This window comes from Frigoribacterium sp. MCBA15_019, from assembly GCF_001864945.1.
GTDB lineage: Bacteria > Actinomycetota > Actinomycetes > Actinomycetales > Microbacteriaceae > Frigoribacterium.
Window position 1 is genome coordinate 33,110 of the sequence record NZ_MJGS01000003.1, and the last position, 16,425, is coordinate 49,534.

Annotated in this window: 13 protein-coding genes; 7 read left to right on the forward strand and 6 right to left on the reverse strand. The window is 73.8% G+C overall.

Features of this window, described 5'->3' with window-relative positions:
• Nucleotides 1-7 precede the first annotated feature (7 nt).
• Nucleotides 8-1,252, forward strand: coding sequence for a sensor histidine kinase (locus BIV04_RS06810; RefSeq protein WP_083396233.1), 1,245 nt, complete (start codon nucleotides 8-10; stop codon nucleotides 1,250-1,252).
• Nucleotides 1,249-1,986, forward strand: a complete 738-nt coding sequence (locus BIV04_RS06815) for a response regulator transcription factor (protein WP_071255388.1) — start codon at nucleotides 1,249-1,251, stop codon at nucleotides 1,984-1,986. The genes BIV04_RS06810 and BIV04_RS06815 overlap by 4 nt, the downstream gene beginning before the upstream one ends.
• Here the strand turns inward: BIV04_RS06815 and BIV04_RS06820 are convergent.
• From BIV04_RS06820 to BIV04_RS06830, 3 genes are all read right to left on the reverse strand, one after another.
• A complete protein-coding gene (locus tag BIV04_RS06820) occupies nucleotides 1,953-3,008 on the reverse strand; it encodes a hydroxyacid dehydrogenase (protein ID WP_083396234.1) in 1,056 nt (351 codons plus the stop codon). The two genes, BIV04_RS06815 and BIV04_RS06820, sit on opposite strands and share 34 nt — an antisense overlap.
• A complete protein-coding gene (locus BIV04_RS06825; protein WP_071255389.1) occupies nucleotides 3,001-3,621 on the reverse strand; it encodes an RraA family protein in 621 nt (206 codons plus the stop codon). Before BIV04_RS06825 ends, BIV04_RS06820 begins: the two co-directional genes overlap by 8 nt.
• A gap of 87 nt (nucleotides 3,622-3,708) precedes the next feature.
• Entirely contained in the window at nucleotides 3,709-4,578 is an 870-nt protein-coding gene (locus tag BIV04_RS06830; RefSeq protein ID WP_071255391.1) for an IclR family transcriptional regulator, read from the reverse strand.
• A gap of 167 nt (nucleotides 4,579-4,745) precedes the next feature.
• Between BIV04_RS06830 and BIV04_RS06835 the strand changes: the two genes are divergently transcribed.
• The 5 genes from BIV04_RS06835 to BIV04_RS06855 are packed head-to-tail and all read left to right on the forward strand — an operon-like array spanning nucleotide 4,746 to nucleotide 10,015.
• A complete protein-coding gene (locus BIV04_RS06835; protein ID WP_255364195.1) occupies nucleotides 4,746-5,750 on the forward strand; it encodes a tripartite tricarboxylate transporter substrate binding protein in 1,005 nt (334 codons plus the stop codon).
• Nucleotides 5,747-6,337, forward strand: a complete 591-nt coding sequence (locus BIV04_RS06840; RefSeq protein ID WP_218141832.1) for a tripartite tricarboxylate transporter TctB family protein — start codon at nucleotides 5,747-5,749, stop codon at nucleotides 6,335-6,337. Before BIV04_RS06835 ends, BIV04_RS06840 begins: the two co-directional genes overlap by 4 nt.
• Entirely contained in the window at nucleotides 6,337-7,872 is a 1,536-nt protein-coding gene (locus tag BIV04_RS06845; RefSeq protein ID WP_071255392.1) for a tripartite tricarboxylate transporter permease, read from the forward strand. The genes BIV04_RS06840 and BIV04_RS06845 overlap by 1 nt, the downstream gene beginning before the upstream one ends.
• A complete protein-coding gene (locus tag BIV04_RS06850) occupies nucleotides 7,869-9,149 on the forward strand; it encodes a CaiB/BaiF CoA-transferase family protein (protein WP_255364196.1) in 1,281 nt (426 codons plus the stop codon). Before BIV04_RS06845 ends, BIV04_RS06850 begins: the two co-directional genes overlap by 4 nt.
• Nucleotides 9,146-10,015, forward strand: a complete 870-nt coding sequence (locus tag BIV04_RS06855; protein WP_083396235.1) for a citryl-CoA lyase — start codon at nucleotides 9,146-9,148, stop codon at nucleotides 10,013-10,015. Before BIV04_RS06850 ends, BIV04_RS06855 begins: the two co-directional genes overlap by 4 nt.
• A 147-nt stretch (nucleotides 10,016-10,162) precedes the next feature.
• Here BIV04_RS06855 and BIV04_RS06860 read toward each other — a convergent pair whose 3' ends face one another.
• The 3 genes from BIV04_RS06860 to BIV04_RS06870 are packed head-to-tail and all read right to left on the reverse strand — an operon-like array spanning nucleotide 10,163 to nucleotide 16,325.
• Complete coding sequence (locus tag BIV04_RS06860; RefSeq protein ID WP_071255393.1) at nucleotides 10,163-13,627, reverse strand: ATP-binding protein; 3,465 nt, start codon at nucleotides 13,625-13,627, stop codon at nucleotides 10,163-10,165.
• On the reverse strand, nucleotides 13,624-14,601 hold the full coding sequence (locus BIV04_RS06865) for a DUF4194 domain-containing protein (protein WP_071255394.1): 978 nt from the start codon (nucleotides 14,599-14,601) through the stop codon (nucleotides 13,624-13,626). The genes BIV04_RS06860 and BIV04_RS06865 overlap by 4 nt, the downstream gene beginning before the upstream one ends.
• The gene (locus BIV04_RS06870; protein WP_071255396.1) at nucleotides 14,598-16,325 is read right to left on the reverse strand and encodes a DUF3375 family protein; all 1,728 of its coding nucleotides are present in this window, start codon (nucleotides 16,323-16,325) and stop codon (nucleotides 14,598-14,600) included. The genes BIV04_RS06865 and BIV04_RS06870 overlap by 4 nt, the downstream gene beginning before the upstream one ends.
• Nucleotides 16,326-16,425 lie beyond the last annotated feature (100 nt).

The following is a 16,425-nucleotide window of genomic DNA, read 5'->3' on the forward strand; positions in this document are numbered from 1 at the left end:
TGGGGTCATGACGACGACGGACGGCAGGAGGCGCGAGCCGGCCTACCCGCGACCTCGCGTCCCCTGGTGGCTGGGCGACACGCTCGCCGCGCTGCTCGTCGTCGGTGCGGCCTTCGCCCCCTTCCCCGTCGCGGAGTTCCGGCCGACCGGGGGACTGGCCGTCGCCGTCGTCCTCGCCCCCGTCTTCCTGCTCCCGTTCCGGCGTCGCAGTCCGATCCCGGTGCTCGCCGCGATCGTCGTGCTCTTCGGTGCCGGCACCCTGCTCGGCACGCTCGCACCCGGCGTCGTGCTCGCCACCGGCATCGCCGTGTTCGCCGTCGCCGCACGCACACCGCGGCGCCGCACGATCGTCGTGACGGTCGGCACCGCCCTGGCCGTCCTGCTGCTCGGCTTGCCGGCGGTGGGCGGACGCGTCTTCGACCTGCCCGTGGTCCAGTTCACCCTGCTCATCGCCTTCGCGGCCGCCGCGGGCGACGCCAGCCGCTCGCGGCGCGAGTACATCGAGGCCGTCACCGAGCGGGCCGAACGGGCCGAGCGCACCCGTGAGGCCGAGGCCTCGCGCCGGGTGGCCGAGGAGCGGCTGCGCATCGCCCGCGACCTGCACGACGCCGTCGCCCACCAGATCTCGGTGATCAGCCTCAACGCCGGGGTCGCGTCGTCGGCGATCGAGACGCGACCCGAGAAGGCGGTGACGGCCCTCGCGACCATCCGCCGCGCCTCCCGGACCGTCCTCGGCGAGATCGGCGACCTGCTCGAGGTGCTGCGCGCCGGTGACTCGGACCGCGCCCCGTCACCCCAGCCGGGTCTTGCGCGACTGGACGAACTCGTGGCCGGTTTCGCCGACGCCGGGCTCGTCGTGGGCACCCGGGTCGAGGGGCCGCTCGCCTCGGTGACGGGCGCGGCCGACCTCGTCGCGTACCGGGTCGTGCAGGAGGGGCTGACGAACGCCAGCAAGCACGGTGCCGAGCACCGCGCGCACGTGCTCGTCGCGGTGGACGAGCACGAGGTGTCGATCGTCGTGACGAACCCCGTGCCGGTGGTGCGGGCCGAGCCCGACCCGGACGACGTGCGGGGTGGGCACGGACTGCTCGGGCTGCGCGAACGTGTCGCGTCGGTGCGCGGGGTGGTCGAGACCGGGCCCACGCCGGGCGGCTTCCGGTTGGCGGCCGTGCTGCCGGTCACCCGTGCGGCCGACGGGGCAGGCTCGTCGGGCTCGTCCGGCTCGTCCGGTGGGACCGGGGGGCTCTCGTGACCACCGTGCTCGTCGTCGACGACCAGCCGCTCATCCGTCAGGCCGTCACCGACATCCTCGACGGCGAGGACGGGGTCGAGGTCGTGGGCGACGCCGTCGACGGTCGTCAGGCGGTCAGGCGGGCCTCGGCGCTGAAGCCGGACGTGGTCGTGATGGACATCCGCATGCCCGAGCTCGACGGCATCGGCGCGACGGCCGAGATCTGCGCCGACCCGCTGCTCGCCGAGACGAAGGTGCTGATCCTCACGACGTTCGAGGAGGACGAGTACCTCGTCGCCGCCCTGCGCGCCGGGGCGAGCGGGTTCATCGGCAAGGGGGCGGAGCCCGACGAGATCGTCCGGGCGGTGCGGGCCGTGCACGCGGGGGAGTCGTTGCTGTCGCCGGTCGCCACGCGCAGCCTGATCGAGCGGTACGTGCTGCCGGGTGGGGGCCGGGACGGTGTCGGCGCGGGTGGCGGCGGCGGGTCGGGTTCGGCCTCGGGGGAGTCGTCGTCGGGGGCTGCGCCGTCGCAGGCCGGGCCGCCCGAACTCGCGCACCTGACCGACCGCGAGCGCGAGGTGCTGCTGCTCGTCGCGCGGGGTCGCGCGAACGCCGAGATCGCCACCGACCTGGTCATCTCGCCGCACACCGCGAAGACCCACGTCAACCGCATCATGACCAAGCTCGACGCCCACGACCGGGCGCAACTGGTGATCCTCGCCTACGAGACGGGCTTCCTCGCGCCGGGGTCCTGACCGGGGGCGCACAGCACGCGGCGCAGGTGCTCGGCGGCCTCGTGTCCGACGCGGGCCATGGCCTCGCGGGTCTGGCCTCCGACGTGCGGGGTGAGCACGACGTCGGATCGGCCGCGCAGGGGGTGGTCGGCGGGCAACGGCTCGACCGTGGTGACGTCGAGACCGGCCCCCGCGAGGTGACCGGCGTCGAGCGAGGCGACCAGCGCCTCCTCGTCCACGACGCCGCCACGCGAGGTGTTGACGACCACCGCGCCCGGGCGCAACAGGTCGAGCTCGCGCGCGCCGATCAGGCCGACGGTGGTGGGCGTCAGGGGCACGTGGACGCTCAGCGCGTCCGACGCCGCGAGCAGGGCGTCGAGGTCGGCGGGCTCGGCTCCGGCCGCTCGGACGGCGTCGTTTGAGAGGTGCGGGTCGTGGGCGACGACGCGCATGCCGAGGCCGTCACGGGCCGCGTCGGCCACGAGTCGCGCGATCCGCCCGAAGCCCAGCAGCCCGAGCGTCGCGCCGTGCAGTTCGCGCCCCACGAAGGAGGCGCGGGTCGGCACGGTCCCGGAGCCGTCGGCACCCGGGTCCCCGACCCGCGCACCGCCGCCCGACCACGCCGCGCCGAGTCCGCGCCTGGTCACCATCAGCAACGTCACGGCGAGCTCGGCGACCGACCGGCTGTTCGCGGCCGGGGTCGTGGTGACGGTGATGCCGAGCTCGGCCGCGGTGTCGACGTCGACCGTGTCGAGGCCGACGCCGTGCCGCGCCACGATGCGGAGCCGCGTTGCCTCGCGCATCATCGCACCGTCGACCCGGGCCGTGCGCAGCAGCACGCCCTCCACTTCGGCCGCGACGTCGGACCAGCCCGCGGCGTCGTCTCCCCAGCCGAGCCGCACGTCGGCCCAGGCGCGCAAGGACGCGACCACGTCGTCGTCGATCGGCCGCGGCACCCAGACGACGGGCGTGCGGCCCGTCGGGTCCTTCGAGCCACCCGAGCCCCCTGAGCCCGCCGAGCCCGGCGACCCCGCGTCAGTCACGCGGCACCAGCTTCCGGTTCGCCGCTCGACGGTCGCCTTCTCCGCGCAGCAGTTCGTGCGTCGCCGCCACGACCTCGTCGACCCGGGCAGCCGGAACGATCGCCACCCCGTCGTCGTCCCCGAGCACCCAGTCGCCCGGCGACACCGCCACGCCGCCGACCGCGATCGTCTCGCCGGTGCGGAACGGCCCGGTCTTCCACGGCCCCGCCGGCGTCACGGACCGCGCGAACACCGGCACGCCGACGCGCTCGAGCTCGACCACGTCGCGGGCCGCGGCGTCGAGCACGATGCCGCCGACGCCGAGTGCCTTGGCCTTCTCGGCCACCAGCTCGCCGATCAGGGCGCGGGTCTCGTCACCGCCACCGTTCACCACGAGGATCTCGCCCCGACGGATGCGCTCGAACGCGGCGTGCAGGCCGGCGTTGTCGCCCGGCCGGGTCCACACGGTGAACGCCGGGCCCGACAGGGCGGCACCACGCCAGAGCGGGCGGACGCCGTCCGCGACGCCGAAGCGCTCCATGGCGTCCGAGACCGTGGCGACGGGGAGTTCACCGGCGGCGGGCAGCACCGGTCGGAGGGGCCGCGAGGCCGGGGAGGTCGAGGTCGTGCTCATGGTGCTCCTGTCGTTCGGGGGTGCGGGGTCTCTCGGTCGGTGTCGATGGCGGTGGCGGTGGCGCGGTGCCGGTGCGGGTGCGGTCGGTCAGTCGAGGGCGGGTGGCAGCCCGGTGCGGGCGAGGTCCGAGGAGGCGCGGCGCAGCTCGTCCGCGAACCGCGGGACCGCGTCGTCGGTGAAGCGACTCGTCGGCCCGCCCAGGGCGAGGGCGACGGGTCGGCCCGGCGGGCGTCCCGGGACGAGGACGGCGACGCCCGAGTTGCCCGGCTCCCGCGTGCCGTGCGACACCGACCAGCCCTCGTGGCGGGCCCGCTCGACCCGTGCCCGCACGGCGTCACGATCGGCGGGCAGCACCGGCACCGGGGAGAACGGCGTGGTCGGGCTCGAGCCGCGCATGCCCGGTTCCGCCGTGGCGTCGACGTCGTCGAGGGTGGCGTCGAGCGCCTCGGCGGGCTCACCGCTCAGCAACACGGCGCCCGCGGCGCCGATCCACAGCGGCAGTTCGTCGCCCACCTGGACGACGTGACGGAGGCTGTGCGGGCTGGGCGACTGCGCCACGACGACTCGGGCCACGCCGCTGCGGACGTAGAGGCTGACGGTCTCGCCCGTCACCGCGGCGAGCGCGGCCATGCGGTCGGCGGTGGCGGCGGGCACGGCCCAGGCGCGGGCGGCGAAGGCTCCCCAGTGGATCATCCGCGTGCCCACGCCGACCCGCCCGTCGGGCCCGTGCTTCAACATGCCCTCGGCGACGAGGGTGTCCACCAGACGGAGGACGGTCGTGCGGGGCAGGCCGGAGGCGCGCACGAGTTCGGAGAGGGTCTGCGTGCTGCGCTCGGGCGTGAACGCCTGCAGGACGGCCAGGGCCCGGCTGACGGCGCGGACGCCGCTCGCGTCGCCGCGGCCCGCGACCGCAGGGGTCGGTGTCGTGGGGGGCGGTGTCGCCTCAGCTGGTGTCATCGTCTCGACCTCTCGCCGGGGAAGCGCGGGGCCCGGGCGGGGCCGCCCTTGCGGGGACTTCCACGGCGAAGCTACCATCAGGCGGACACAGACATCCACCAGGTGGACACCCTTCGGGGTGGGATCGCCGGTGCGAACCGCTGCAACCATCACAAGGGAGTGATCGTGTGGGCAATCTGATCGACAGGAACAGGCGCAAGGTCGTCACGGGGGCCGTCGGCATCGTCGCGACCGCGGTGCTCGTCGGCTTCGCGGCCGTCGACGCCGGCGACGGCACGGCGGGCGCCGACCCCCGGGCCAAGTTGACGATGATGGCGCCCGCGGCGCCCGGTGGCGGGTGGGACCTCGCGGCCCGTGAGGCGCAACAGGCCCTCCGCGCGGCGTCGATCGTCAACAACGTGCAGGTGGTCAACGTGCCCGGCGCCGGCGGCACCATCGGCCTGAGCCAGTTCGTCGGCCTGGGCGCCGATCCCACGAACCTGATGATGACCGGCACGGTCATGGAGGGGGCGATCACGGTCAACGGGTCGGACGTCGACCTCTCGGACACGACGCCCATCGCCAAGCTGGCCGAGGACTACGAGGTCTTCATCGTCCCCGCGGACTCGCCCTACGAGACGATCGACGACTTCGTCGCGGCGTGGAGCGAGGCCCCGCAGAGCCACCCGATCGGCGGCGGCGGGCTCGGCGGGACCGACCACCTGCTCGCCGGCCTGTTCGCCCGCGAGGTCGGCGTCGACCCCGGTGAGATCAACTACGTCTCGTACGCGGGTGGTGGCGAGGTGCTGACCGCCCTGCTCTCGGGCACGGTCGAGATCGGCGTCAGCGGCTACAACGAGTTCAGCGACCAGATCGAGGCCGGCAACCTGCGGGCCCTCGCGCTCTCGGCCGAGGAACCCGTCGACGGCATCGACGCCCCGACCTTCATCGAGCAGGGCATCGACGTGCACCTGCCGAACTGGCGCGGTCTCGTGGCCCCGAAGGACATCACCGACGCCGAGCGCGACGAACTCGTCGCGATCATCGACGAGATGGTCGCCTCCGACGAGTGGCAGGACACCCTGAAGCGCAACTCCTGGGCCCCGGCGGTGGTCACCGGAGAGGACTTCGCCGACTTCATCGCCGAGGACCAGGCCCGCGTGAACACGATCATCGAGGAGCTGGGCCTGTGAGCGGCGTCATCCGGACCGTCTCGGTCACCCGTCGGGCCGTGGTCGTCGCGGACGGGTTCTGGCGCCGACGCACGGGCCTGATCGTGCCGGCGCTCATGCTGGTCATCGGGCTGGCCCTCGTGGTCGGCACGGTGACGATGCGCGTGCCCGACACCGCCACCTCGCCCGGGCCCCAGGTCTTCCCGGCGATCGTGGCGGCCCTCGTGCTGATCGTGGCCGTGCTGCTCGCGATCGACGTGCTGCGCAAGCCCGAGGCCGCCACGGTCGAGATCGCCCAGCCCGCCGCCCCCGGCGACGTGGACGACCTCGACCTCGACGGCGAACCCGTCGAGCGCCGCCCGACCAGCAACCACCGGGCCCTGCTCGGCGCCCTCGGCACGGTCGTGGTGTTCATCGCCGCCCTCACGCCGCTCGGCTGGCTGCTGGCCGGCGCCGTCCTGTTCTGGGGCATCGCCCGCGCGCTCGGCAGCCAGCGGCCCGTCTTCGACATCTTCCTGGCACTGGCGATCTCGTCGATCGTGCAGCTCGCCTTCTCGGCCGGACTCGGCCTCAACCTGCCTCCCGGCATCCTCGAGGGGATCTTCTGATGGAATCGCTCGCCAACCTCGGGGACGGGTTCCTCACCGTCCTGACCCCGATCAACATGCTCTGGGTGCTGATCGGAGCCGTGCTCGGCACGGCCGTCGGCGTCCTGCCCGGCCTCGGCTCGGCCATGGCCGTCGCCCTGCTGCTGCCCGTGACCTTCTCGCTCGACCCGATCGGCGCGTTCATCATGTTCGCCGGCGTGCTCTTCGGCGGTCTGTTCGGTGACTCGATCTCGGGCATCCTGATGAACACTCCGGGCAACAGCACGGCCATCGCCGGCACGATCGAGGGCCACAAGATGGCCACGAGCGGTCGGGCCGCCCAGGCCCTCGCGACCTCGGCGATCGGTGCCTTCATCGGCGGCATCATCGCGTCGGTGCTGGTCGTGTTCTTCGCTCCACGGCTGGCGGAGCTCGCGACGCTGTTCGGCCCGGCCGAGTACCTCGCCCTGGCGGTGTTCGCCTTCGTGGCGATCTCGGCGGTCGTCACCGAGTCGGTGTTGCGCGGCCTCGCCGCCCTCGGCATCGGCCTGGCGATCTCGGTCGTCGGCATCGACGGCATCTCGGGCGCCTCGCGATTCACGGCCGGCGTGCCCGAGCTGTTCGACGGCATCGACATCGTCGTGATCACCGTCGGCCTGCTGGCGCTCGGCGAGGTCTTCAGCGTCGCGGCGAAGCGCGGCACCCCCGACGAGACGGCACTCGTGCCCTCGCGTGGTCGACTCTGGCTGTCCCGTCGTGAGTTCCGCCTGGCGGCGCCGGCCTGGCTGCGCGGCACGGCGATCGGCATCCCGTTCGGCATCATCCCGGTGGGCGGCGCCGAGGTGCCGACCTTCCTCGCCTACGGCACCGAGCGCCGACTCGACGCCCGCCGCAAGGACTCGATGTTCGGCCGCGGTGCCATCCAGGGCGTCGCCGGCCCCGAGGCCGCCGGCAACGCCACGGCCGGCACGGCGATGGGCGCGCTGCTCGCGCTCGGACTGCCGACCTCCGCCACGGCGGCGATCCTGCTCGCCGCGTTCCGCCAGTACGGCCTGCAGCCCGGGCCCCTGCTGTTCGAGCGCGCGCCAGACCTCGTCTGGGCACTGCTCGCCAGCTTCTTCGTCGGCATGGTGGTGCTGCTGATCCTCAACCTGCCGTTCGCGCCGCTCTGGGCCAAACTGCTCAAGGTGCCGCGCCACTACCTGTACGCGGGCATCTCGGTCTTCGCGATGCTCGGCGTCTACGCGACGAGCGCGAAGATCCTCGATCTCGTGCTCGTCACGGTGATCGGGCTGATCGGGTTCCTCATGCGCCGCTACGGCCTGCCGGTCGCGCCGATGCTCATCGCGATCATCCTCGGCCCCCTCGCCGAGACCGAGTTCCGGCGCGCGATGGCCGTCAACGAGAGCGACCCCGCCATCCTCGTGTCGAGCCCGATCTCGGTGACCCTCTACGTCGTGCTCCTGCTCGCCGTCGCCGGCGCCGCCTTCCAGAAGATCCGCAGCCGGAGGACCGTCGCCCAGGCGATCGCCGACCGCCAGAGAGAGACCGTGTGACCCAGCCCCCCGACCCCACCCCGGCCCACGACCCCGCTCGGCCCCACGAGCCGGCCGGGGACCACGACCGGCCCCGACCGCTCGACGGCGTCCGCGTCCTCGACATGACCAACGTCCTCGCGGGGCCCTACGCGGCGTACCAACTCGCCCTGCTCGGGGCCGACGTGATCAAGGTCGAGACGCCGCACGGGGGCGACCTCGCCCGCCAACTGGGGGCGTCCGCCGAACTGAACCAGCGCCTCCTCGGCATCTCGTTCCTGGCGCAGAACGCCCAGAAGCGGTCGCTGACGGTCGACCTGAAGAAGCCGGGCGGGACCGAGGTGCTGCGGCGGGCGGTGGCCGAGGCCGACGTCCTGCTCGAGAACTTCCGGCCCGGGGTGCTCGAGCGGCTCGGCTTCGGCTGGGACGTGCTGCGGGGGATCAACCCGCGGCTCGTCTACGCGGCGATCTCGGGCTTCGGGCAGACCGGCCCGCTGCGCGGCAAGCCCGCGTACGACCAGATCATCCAGGGCAGCTCGGGCATGATGAGCGTCACCGGCACGCCCGAGACGGCCCCGCTGCGGGCCGGCTACCCGATCGCCGACACGCTCGGCGGGCTGGCGGCAGCGTTCGCGATCTCGTCGGCGCTTCTCGGTCGCGAGCGGACCGGGGTGGGCTCGGTCATCGACGTGTCCATGCTCGAGACCGCGGCGACCGCCATGGGCTGGGTCGTCTCGAACCACCTCGTCGCCGGCACCGAGCCGCGGCCGCTCGGCAACGACAACGGCACGGCGGCCCCCTCGGGCACGTTCGCGACCGGCGACGGAGCCCTCAACATCGCGGCCAACAAGCAGGAGCAGTTCGAGTCGCTCTGCACCCTGATCGGGCGTGCCGACCTCGCCGTCGACGTCCGCTTCGCCGCGCGCGAGGACCGTAAGACCCACCGCGCCGCGCTCACCCACGAGATCGAGGCGGCGCTGGCCACCCGCGCCGCCGCCGAGTGGGAGGCGCTGCTGAGCGACGCCGGCGTGCCCGCCGCGGCGGTGCTGACCGTGGCCGAGATGCTCGACAGCCCGCAGGTGCGCGACCGCGAACTCGTGCACGAGCTGCCCTTCCCGGGTGGGGCGCAAGGCGACGACCCGTTGCGCGTGATGGGGCACGGCATCCGCGTCGACGGCGTGCCCGGGGCGCCGACCCTGCCGCCACCGCTGCTCGGGCAGCACACCGACGAGATCCTCGCCGAGCTCGGCTTCGACGCCGACGAGATCCACGACCTCAGGGAAGGAGGCGCGGTGTGAGCGCCGACGAGAGAGCCGACCTCGAGGCCCGCCTCGCCGCGGCCCAGGCCGAGACCGCCCGGCTCGAGGCGCGGATCGCCTCGACCACCGCCTGGTGGTCGACCGGCATCACCAAGATCGAGCCCGGCGTCATCGAGCTGCGCGGCTACCCCGTGCAGCAGCTGATCGGCAACCTCGGCTTCGTCGAGACGGTCTGGCTGATGACGCGCGGCGAACGGCCCGATCCGGCGCAGGCCGCGCTGCTCGAGGCCGCGCTCGTCGCGAGCGTCGACCACGGCCCGCAGGCGCCGTCGATCGCCAGCGCACGCATGGCTGTCACCTGCGGCGTCGGCCTCAACTCGGCCGTCGCGAACGGCGTCAACGTGCTGGGCGACACCCACGGAGGCGCGGGTCAGCAGTGCGTCCAGCTGCTGAACCGTCTGGTCGCCTCGCACCGCGACACCGGTGCGCCGCTCGACGCGCTGGCCGCCGCCGAGGTCGCGGCCCACAAGGTTCGGGGCGAGTTCGTGCCCGGGTTCGGACACCGCTTCCACCCGCGCGACCCGCGCCGCGACCCGCTGCTGGCGCTCGTGGAGCGGGCGCGCGACGACGGCGTGGTCGAGGGGCGTCACCTCGACGCGGCCCTCGCCGTCGAAGGCGTGTTGGCGTCTCGGAACGTGCCGATGAACATCGACGGGGTGTCGGCCGTGGTCTACGGCGAACTCGGCATCGAACCCGAACTGGCCCGCGGGCTGTTCGTGCTGTCGCGGTCGGTGGGCATCCTCGCCCACGCCTGGGAGGAGCGCGGCTCGGGCCAGCGCATCAAGGGTCCGCTGCCCAAGGGCTTCCTGGCCGACTACACGGGCCCCGCCACCCGCGACCTCTGAGTCCCGGCCGCGGGTGCCTCCGTCTCACTCCGCCCACCCCGCACGCCGAGTGGGCTCAAGATGTCCTTCGTCCGCGTGCGGAGGGCATCTTCTGCCCACTCGAGCGGAGGGAGGAGGGGGCGTACGGGGCGGGCGGGGAGGCGCGGGTCAGGCGAGCGCGGCGGGGTCGAGGCCGTGCTGCTCGACCTGGATCGCCTGGCGGATCGTCAGCGGGTAGATGCGCGACAGCTCGGGGTTCGACGGGTCGCTCGAGATGTACGCCACGCTCTCGACGTGCTGTTCGAACGCGTTGACCTTGTCGCGCGGTGCGCCCACCACGAGCTGGAAGCCCAGCGAGGTCAGCGCCGCCAGGGCCCGGCCGGTGTACTCGGCATCCGCCTTGACGAAGCCCTCGTCGAGCACGATCGGAGCGTAGGTCGGCACCCGGTCGGTGCCGTCGCCCAACCGGAACCGCAGCGCGGCCCCGAGCACGAACGCGATGAGCTCCTGCCCCTCGCCGCCCGACTTGCCGGCGACGCCCTCGTGCACGATCTGCGTGCCGTCGGCGCGGGTCTCGATCGCCCGGAACTGGTAGTGCTCGCGGGCGTCCAGCACCCGGCGGCGCCAGGCGTCGCCGACCTTCGACTTCTCCTCGAGGTGGGCGAGGTCGCGGCGGAGCCTCAGGAACCGGCGCTCGACCTCGGACGCATCCCGCGCCTCCGGGGTCTGCGCCTGTGAGGACCGTCCGTCCGAGGACCGTGCCTCGGACGTGGCATCGGCCCCGCCGGTGTGCTCTCGCAGGGTGCGCTTGAACTCGAGCAGGTCGCCGTTCGACACCGGCCGCGGCTCGATGTCGAGCGTCGAACCCTGACGGAACTCGATCGACCGCAACGCCTGCGAGATCGGGCGGACGCCACGACGGATGACGTGGCCGTCCTCCTCGATCTGGACGAGCAGCGCCCGCAGGCTGTCGCCCACGTCGCTGCCGGCTCTCTCGAGCCACCGCTGCTTCGCGTGCGGCAGGTCGTCCTCGACGAGCTGCCGGTGGATCGCCCGGACCGCCGGCAGGCTCTCGATCGTGGCATCGATGCCCGCGGTGCGGTCGAGCTCGAGGTAGCGCTCGAAGACGACGACGAGCGTCGACTCGGCGTTCGCCCGGTCGCGGTCGTGCGCGTCGACCTGGGCCCGCAGCTGCGACGCGGCGTCCCGGTGGAGCCGGGCGACGTCGGTCGCCTCACGCGGTGCGGCGAACGGCAGCGGGGCGAGCAGCGCCCGCTCGTCGTCGCTCAGGGGCTCGGCGTCGGCGGCGTCCGCGAACTCGTCCTCGATGTCGACGAGCGTCGCGTGCTTCTCGTCGAGCTGCGCGAGGACCTGGTCGATCTCGGCCAGGCGGCGGGTCGCGGCGGAGCGGTCGTCGTCGTGCTGCGTGGCCTCGGCCTGCAACGTCGCGAGCTCGGGACGCTCGACGGCGATGCGGTCGAGCTGCGCGCGCAGGTCGTCGAGCCTCGCCTGCGCGGGGGCGGTGTCGAGCTCGTCCCAGGTGAACTCCTTCGCCCGGGCGACGGCGTCGGCGACACGGCGGCGGTCGGCCGCCTCGGCCTCGATCGCGTCGTACTCGCCGCGGACCCGGGCCAGCACGGCCTCGAGGTCGACGATCTCGTCGCCGAGCTCGGCGATGCGCGCCGCGTTGTCGAGGCCGATCCACGAGCGGGTCGACCGGTCGTCCTTGATCACACGGTCGCGCGACCCGGTGCGGAGGCCCCGTCGGGTGACGGCACCGCGGGTGCCGGCCGGCCGCGGGTCGTCGAGGTCGTCGGGCCCCTCGACGCAGAGCACGCTGCGGTCGGCGACGAGTTCGTCGTGCAGCCAGCCGCGGAACGGGCTGGCCGGGTCGAGTCGCACCATCGCGGGCACGGTGTGGTCGACGGGCGAGAGCGTCGGCTCGGCCCCGGCGGTCGCCGGTACGAGCGTGACGCGTCCGCGCACGTCGTTCTCGTCCACCCAGCGGCGCACGGCGTCGAAGTGCGCACGGTCGACGATGAGGTGCGTGGCGAGATCGCCGAGCACGCGCTCGATCGCGACGGCCCACCCGGTGTGCTCGGGCGCGACCTCGAACAGCTCGCCGGCGTAGGGCAGGCTCGACACCGGCACGCCCGCCCCCTCGGCGATGCGGCGACGTCGCTCGATCGCGTCGTCGGGCACGTTGCTGCGGCGCTGCTCGAACGAGCGCTTCTGCTTCTCGAGAGCGGCCAGGGCCCGCTTCGTCTCACCGATGCGGGCGGCGAGGTCACTGCGGGCGTCGGCGGTCGCGGCGCGGGCCGCGGCGTCGTCGGCCGCGAGGCGGTCGGCGCGCTGTCCGAGGGCGACGAGTTGCTCGTCGTTCCGGGGGAGGGACTCGCCGGTCGCCTCCAGGGCGGTGGCGAGCCGGCCGCGGGTGCGCTCGACGGCGGCGAGTTCGGCCTCGGCAGCGGCCACGTGCTCGCGGAGCGACTGCGTGGGATCGCCCCCGAGCTCGCTGATCCGCGCGAGGGCCTGTTCACGGGATCGGAACGCGAGCTGCTCGTCCGCCTGGGCGCGCCTCCGGCGTTCGCCCTGCTCGCGTTTCTCGGTCGTGACGCGGTCGACCTCGCCGCTGACCCAGCTGCCGACGCGTTCGGCCAGCCAGACGCGCAGACGGCTGGGCCCGTCCGCGTCCGCGAGCAGGCGGCGCTTGGCCGATCCGTCGCGGCCGGCGAGCTCGTAGCGGTCGGCGAGCGTCGGCACGCCCTCGAGCACGTCGAGCTTCTTGCGGGTCGTCTCGAACACGTCGTAGAGCGCGGACGCCTCGCGGTAGGTGGCGAGCGTGGTCTCCCACCGGCTGAGCGCCTGCGGCTGGACGAGGACGAACTGCTTGAAGAGGTCGTCGATCGAGAACACGCCCTTGGACGCCTGAGCCCGCCGCAGCAGGGTCAGGGCCTTGAGCTGCGACTCGTCGCTGCCGCCGATGCCGAGCTGACCGCAGAGCTGCACCCGCAGCTCGGGCTGCGACGAGGTCGCGAGATCGTGGGCGGGGTCGAGCAGCCGGGCGAGCGAGCCGCGGGTCAGCGGGTTCTGGCTCGTGCCCTCGCGGGTCACCTCGGAGAGGCGGCTGAGGTCGAACCGGCCCTGCACGAGCAGGTAGACGCTCGCCTGGGTGACGTCGTCCTGGCTCGCGGTGTCCTCGCCGATCCAGGCGACGCGGACGGCCGTGACGGTCTGGCCGAGCTCGGTCGACCAGGTGATCGCGGCACCGCTCGGGAACGCCTGGCCGAGCGGTCGCAGGAACCGCGTCGTCGTGCGGTCGGAGGCGGCGTCGCGCACCTCGTCGGTCTTGCCGCGGGCGTAGCTGTAGACCGTGCGCTCGGACCGCTGGCGGCTGTCGTCGCGGGCGGCCCGGTTGAACTCTTGCGGGTTGGGCATGATGACCGCGGCCATCGCGTCGAGCACGGTCGACTTGCCGCGGCCGGTGGGGCCGAGGATGGCGATGCCGCCGCGCCCCACGGGCATGCGGTGCAGGCCGGCGTAGCTGCCCCAGTTGAGCAGCTGCACCTGCTCGATGCGGTACTGGCCCGAGTGGAACATGCCGAGGTCGGGCGAAGTGTCGGCGATGCTCATGCCTGGGGTGCTTCCGGGTCGGTGGCGGTGTCGGCGTCGTGCGGCGGCTCGAGGTCGAGGTCGAGCGGCACGGCGGTCGGGTCGGGTTCGGTCTCGAGGGCGTCGTCGCCCCGGGCGTCGGGGCCGTCGTCGTCCCCGACGGGGTCGGGTTCGACCTCGGGTTCGACGGCGATGTCGTCGGCGTCGTCCGCCGCGTCGGCCTCGGCGCGCGCGTCGCCCGGTGCGTCGACCTCGACCTCGCCCTCGCCGGTCACGTCGCCCTCGACCCCCGCCGCCTCGAGGTACACCCGCTCGAGGTGTGCCAGCCGGTCGGCGGTCATCAGCGGCACGATCGCCGGCGAGACGACGAACAGCTCGGGATCGTCGGGCTCGGCCGTGAGCAGGTCGCGGGCGACGAGCGCGGCGATCGCGGCGTCGACCCGGCGACGGGCCCGCACCTCGTCGGAGCCCGAGTCGTCGTGGTACCGCCCGAGGAACTCGGCGACGGAGTCCTTCGAGATGACGACGGCCTCGTCGAGACCGTCGGTGAAGGCGTGCTCGCGGCGGGCGAAGACCATCAGCAGCGAGGCGTCCCGCGACAGGGGCTTCTCACGGCGCAGCAGCACGGGCACGTCGTCCTCGCCGCTCTGCCGCTTGAAGGCGACCTCGTGGTCGTGGTCGACGACGAGCACGAGGAACATCTCCTCGAGCCGCGCCCGGATCTCGGGTTCGTGGGCGAGCAGGCCGGCCCAGGCCTCCTGCTGCCGGGCGCGGGACACGAACCGGTGGGTCAGCAGCGTGACCAGGGCCTTGCGTCCGGCCAGTGGCAGCGCGTCGGTGCCGCCACCCGCCGCGACGGCGTCGTCGTCACCGTCGTCGAAGGCGTCGCGGGAGGCGCGCGTCGACTCGTCGACGGAGGGCGCGGTCGCCTCGGCGAAGGAGGCGCGGGTCGCCTCGTCGACGCCGGTCTCGTCCGAGGGGGCTGCGGGGCTCATGCGGGGTCCTTCGTGGAGGTCGTGCTGGTCATGAGGTCGGGCTCGGCGTCGGGCGGGCCCGCGGCATCGCGCCGGAAGACGAGGCGGGGCAGCGTGACCTGCCGACCCGCGCCTCCCGGGTTCGTGCCTTCTTGGCCCGCGTCCGACGACGCACCGGGGCCGGTGGGATCGCCGGCGAGCTCGACGGTCTCGGTGTCGTCGCCGACGACGCCGCGTTCGAGCGCCAGGTCGAGCATGCTGAGGACGAGCCCGAGACGGCGGAACTCGGGCTCGGTGGCGCGGTACACGTCGACGCTCGTGACCTCGTCGCGGTCGGCGAGCAGCCGGTCGATCGTCGCCGAGACGGCCGCCGTGCTCGTGCCCGAGGTGAGGCGGAGGGCGGCCCGGTCGGCCTCGGGCAGGGTCGCGTCGCCGATCGTCACCTGCACGTCGACCGTCGGCCGCGCGCGGTCGGTGTGCAGTTGCACCTGGCTGACGTCGCGGACGTCGAGCGCCCCGAGGCCCAGCCCGTCGCCGTGCTCGGCCGGCAGCACGGCGTGGCCCGGCCGGCGCTCGGCCCAGACGCCACCCGCGTGCAGCGCCCGGTCGGCGAGGGTGAGCAGACGCTGCTGCTGGTCGGAGCCCGACCGGCTCAGGAAGCGCCGCAGCGAGGACGTCCAGCGACCGTAGGTCTCTTGCACGCTCTGCTCTTCGGCGAGCAGCGACGAGATGAGCGACTCGAGCTGCGTGCGCTGCCGCTCGGTGAGCTGTTCGGCGGCGTCGGGTTGAGCGAGGACCTTCTCGATGTCGGCCCGCATCACGTCGATGCCGCGCGACGACAACATCTGGGCGAAGCCGCGGTAGGCGCGTCCCTCGGGGGTCTGCTCGAGCAGGTCGTTGTCGCGCAGGTACTGGTCGACGAGCGCGCCCTTGCCGACGTGTTCGGACGACGCCCGGCGCGCGACCTCTCGGTGTCGCTGCTCGACCATGGCGCCGAGCTGCCGGAAGTCCTCGGGCAGCGACGCGGTGAGGCGGACCACCTCGCGGACCTGTCGGCGCAGCACGTCGGGAGCGGTGGGTTCGGTGCCGTGCCGCTCGATCTCGGCCTTGCGGCGCTCGAGCTCGGCGATCTGCTCGTCGAGGCGCGCGAGCTGCGACTCGCGGCTGGGGTCGGCGAGGCCCGCGAGCTGCCCGACGGCGTGGGCGATGCTGCCGAGGCGGGCCTCGCTGACGGCGTTGTCGCGCTCGACGAGGTCGCGCACGAGACGCAGCGCCTTGAGCGCGTGCGGCGACAGGCGGTACTCGGCGCGGGCGTCCGGTCCGGAGGCGCGGGTGCGGACGAGCCAGCGGCTCTCGACCCAGCTGCGGCAGTACTCGGCCGGGGTGGTCTTCTGCTCGGTGGGGGCCGGGATGGCGACGGGCGTCGGGGACGCGGGCCGCGCCTCCTCGGGGTCCCGCTCGGTCGTCGCCGGCTCGGTGGCGGCCTGCTCGGGTGACCCCGGCTCGGACGCCGCCTGCTCGGACGCGGCCTGCTCGGCGGCGTTCTGCTCGAGGGCGTCGGCGACCTGCCGGTGGAACCAGTCGGCCGACACCGGACCCTCGGCGTGCTCGAGGTGGCGGGAGAAGAGCGGCAGCATCCACCGGGCGTTGTAGCCGCGGAGCAGGGCCCAGGTGGGGTCGTCTTCGTACGCCGCGCGCACGTCGTCGCGGCTCAGGGCGTCGTCGTGCCCCGGCGGGTGGTTCACCAAGCAAGACCTCCGGCAATCGTCGGACGACGATACCAACTGGCGACGCTCCGCTCGGCGACGGTGTCGCTCGTCGTCCGCAGAGGCCAGGATGTCGGGA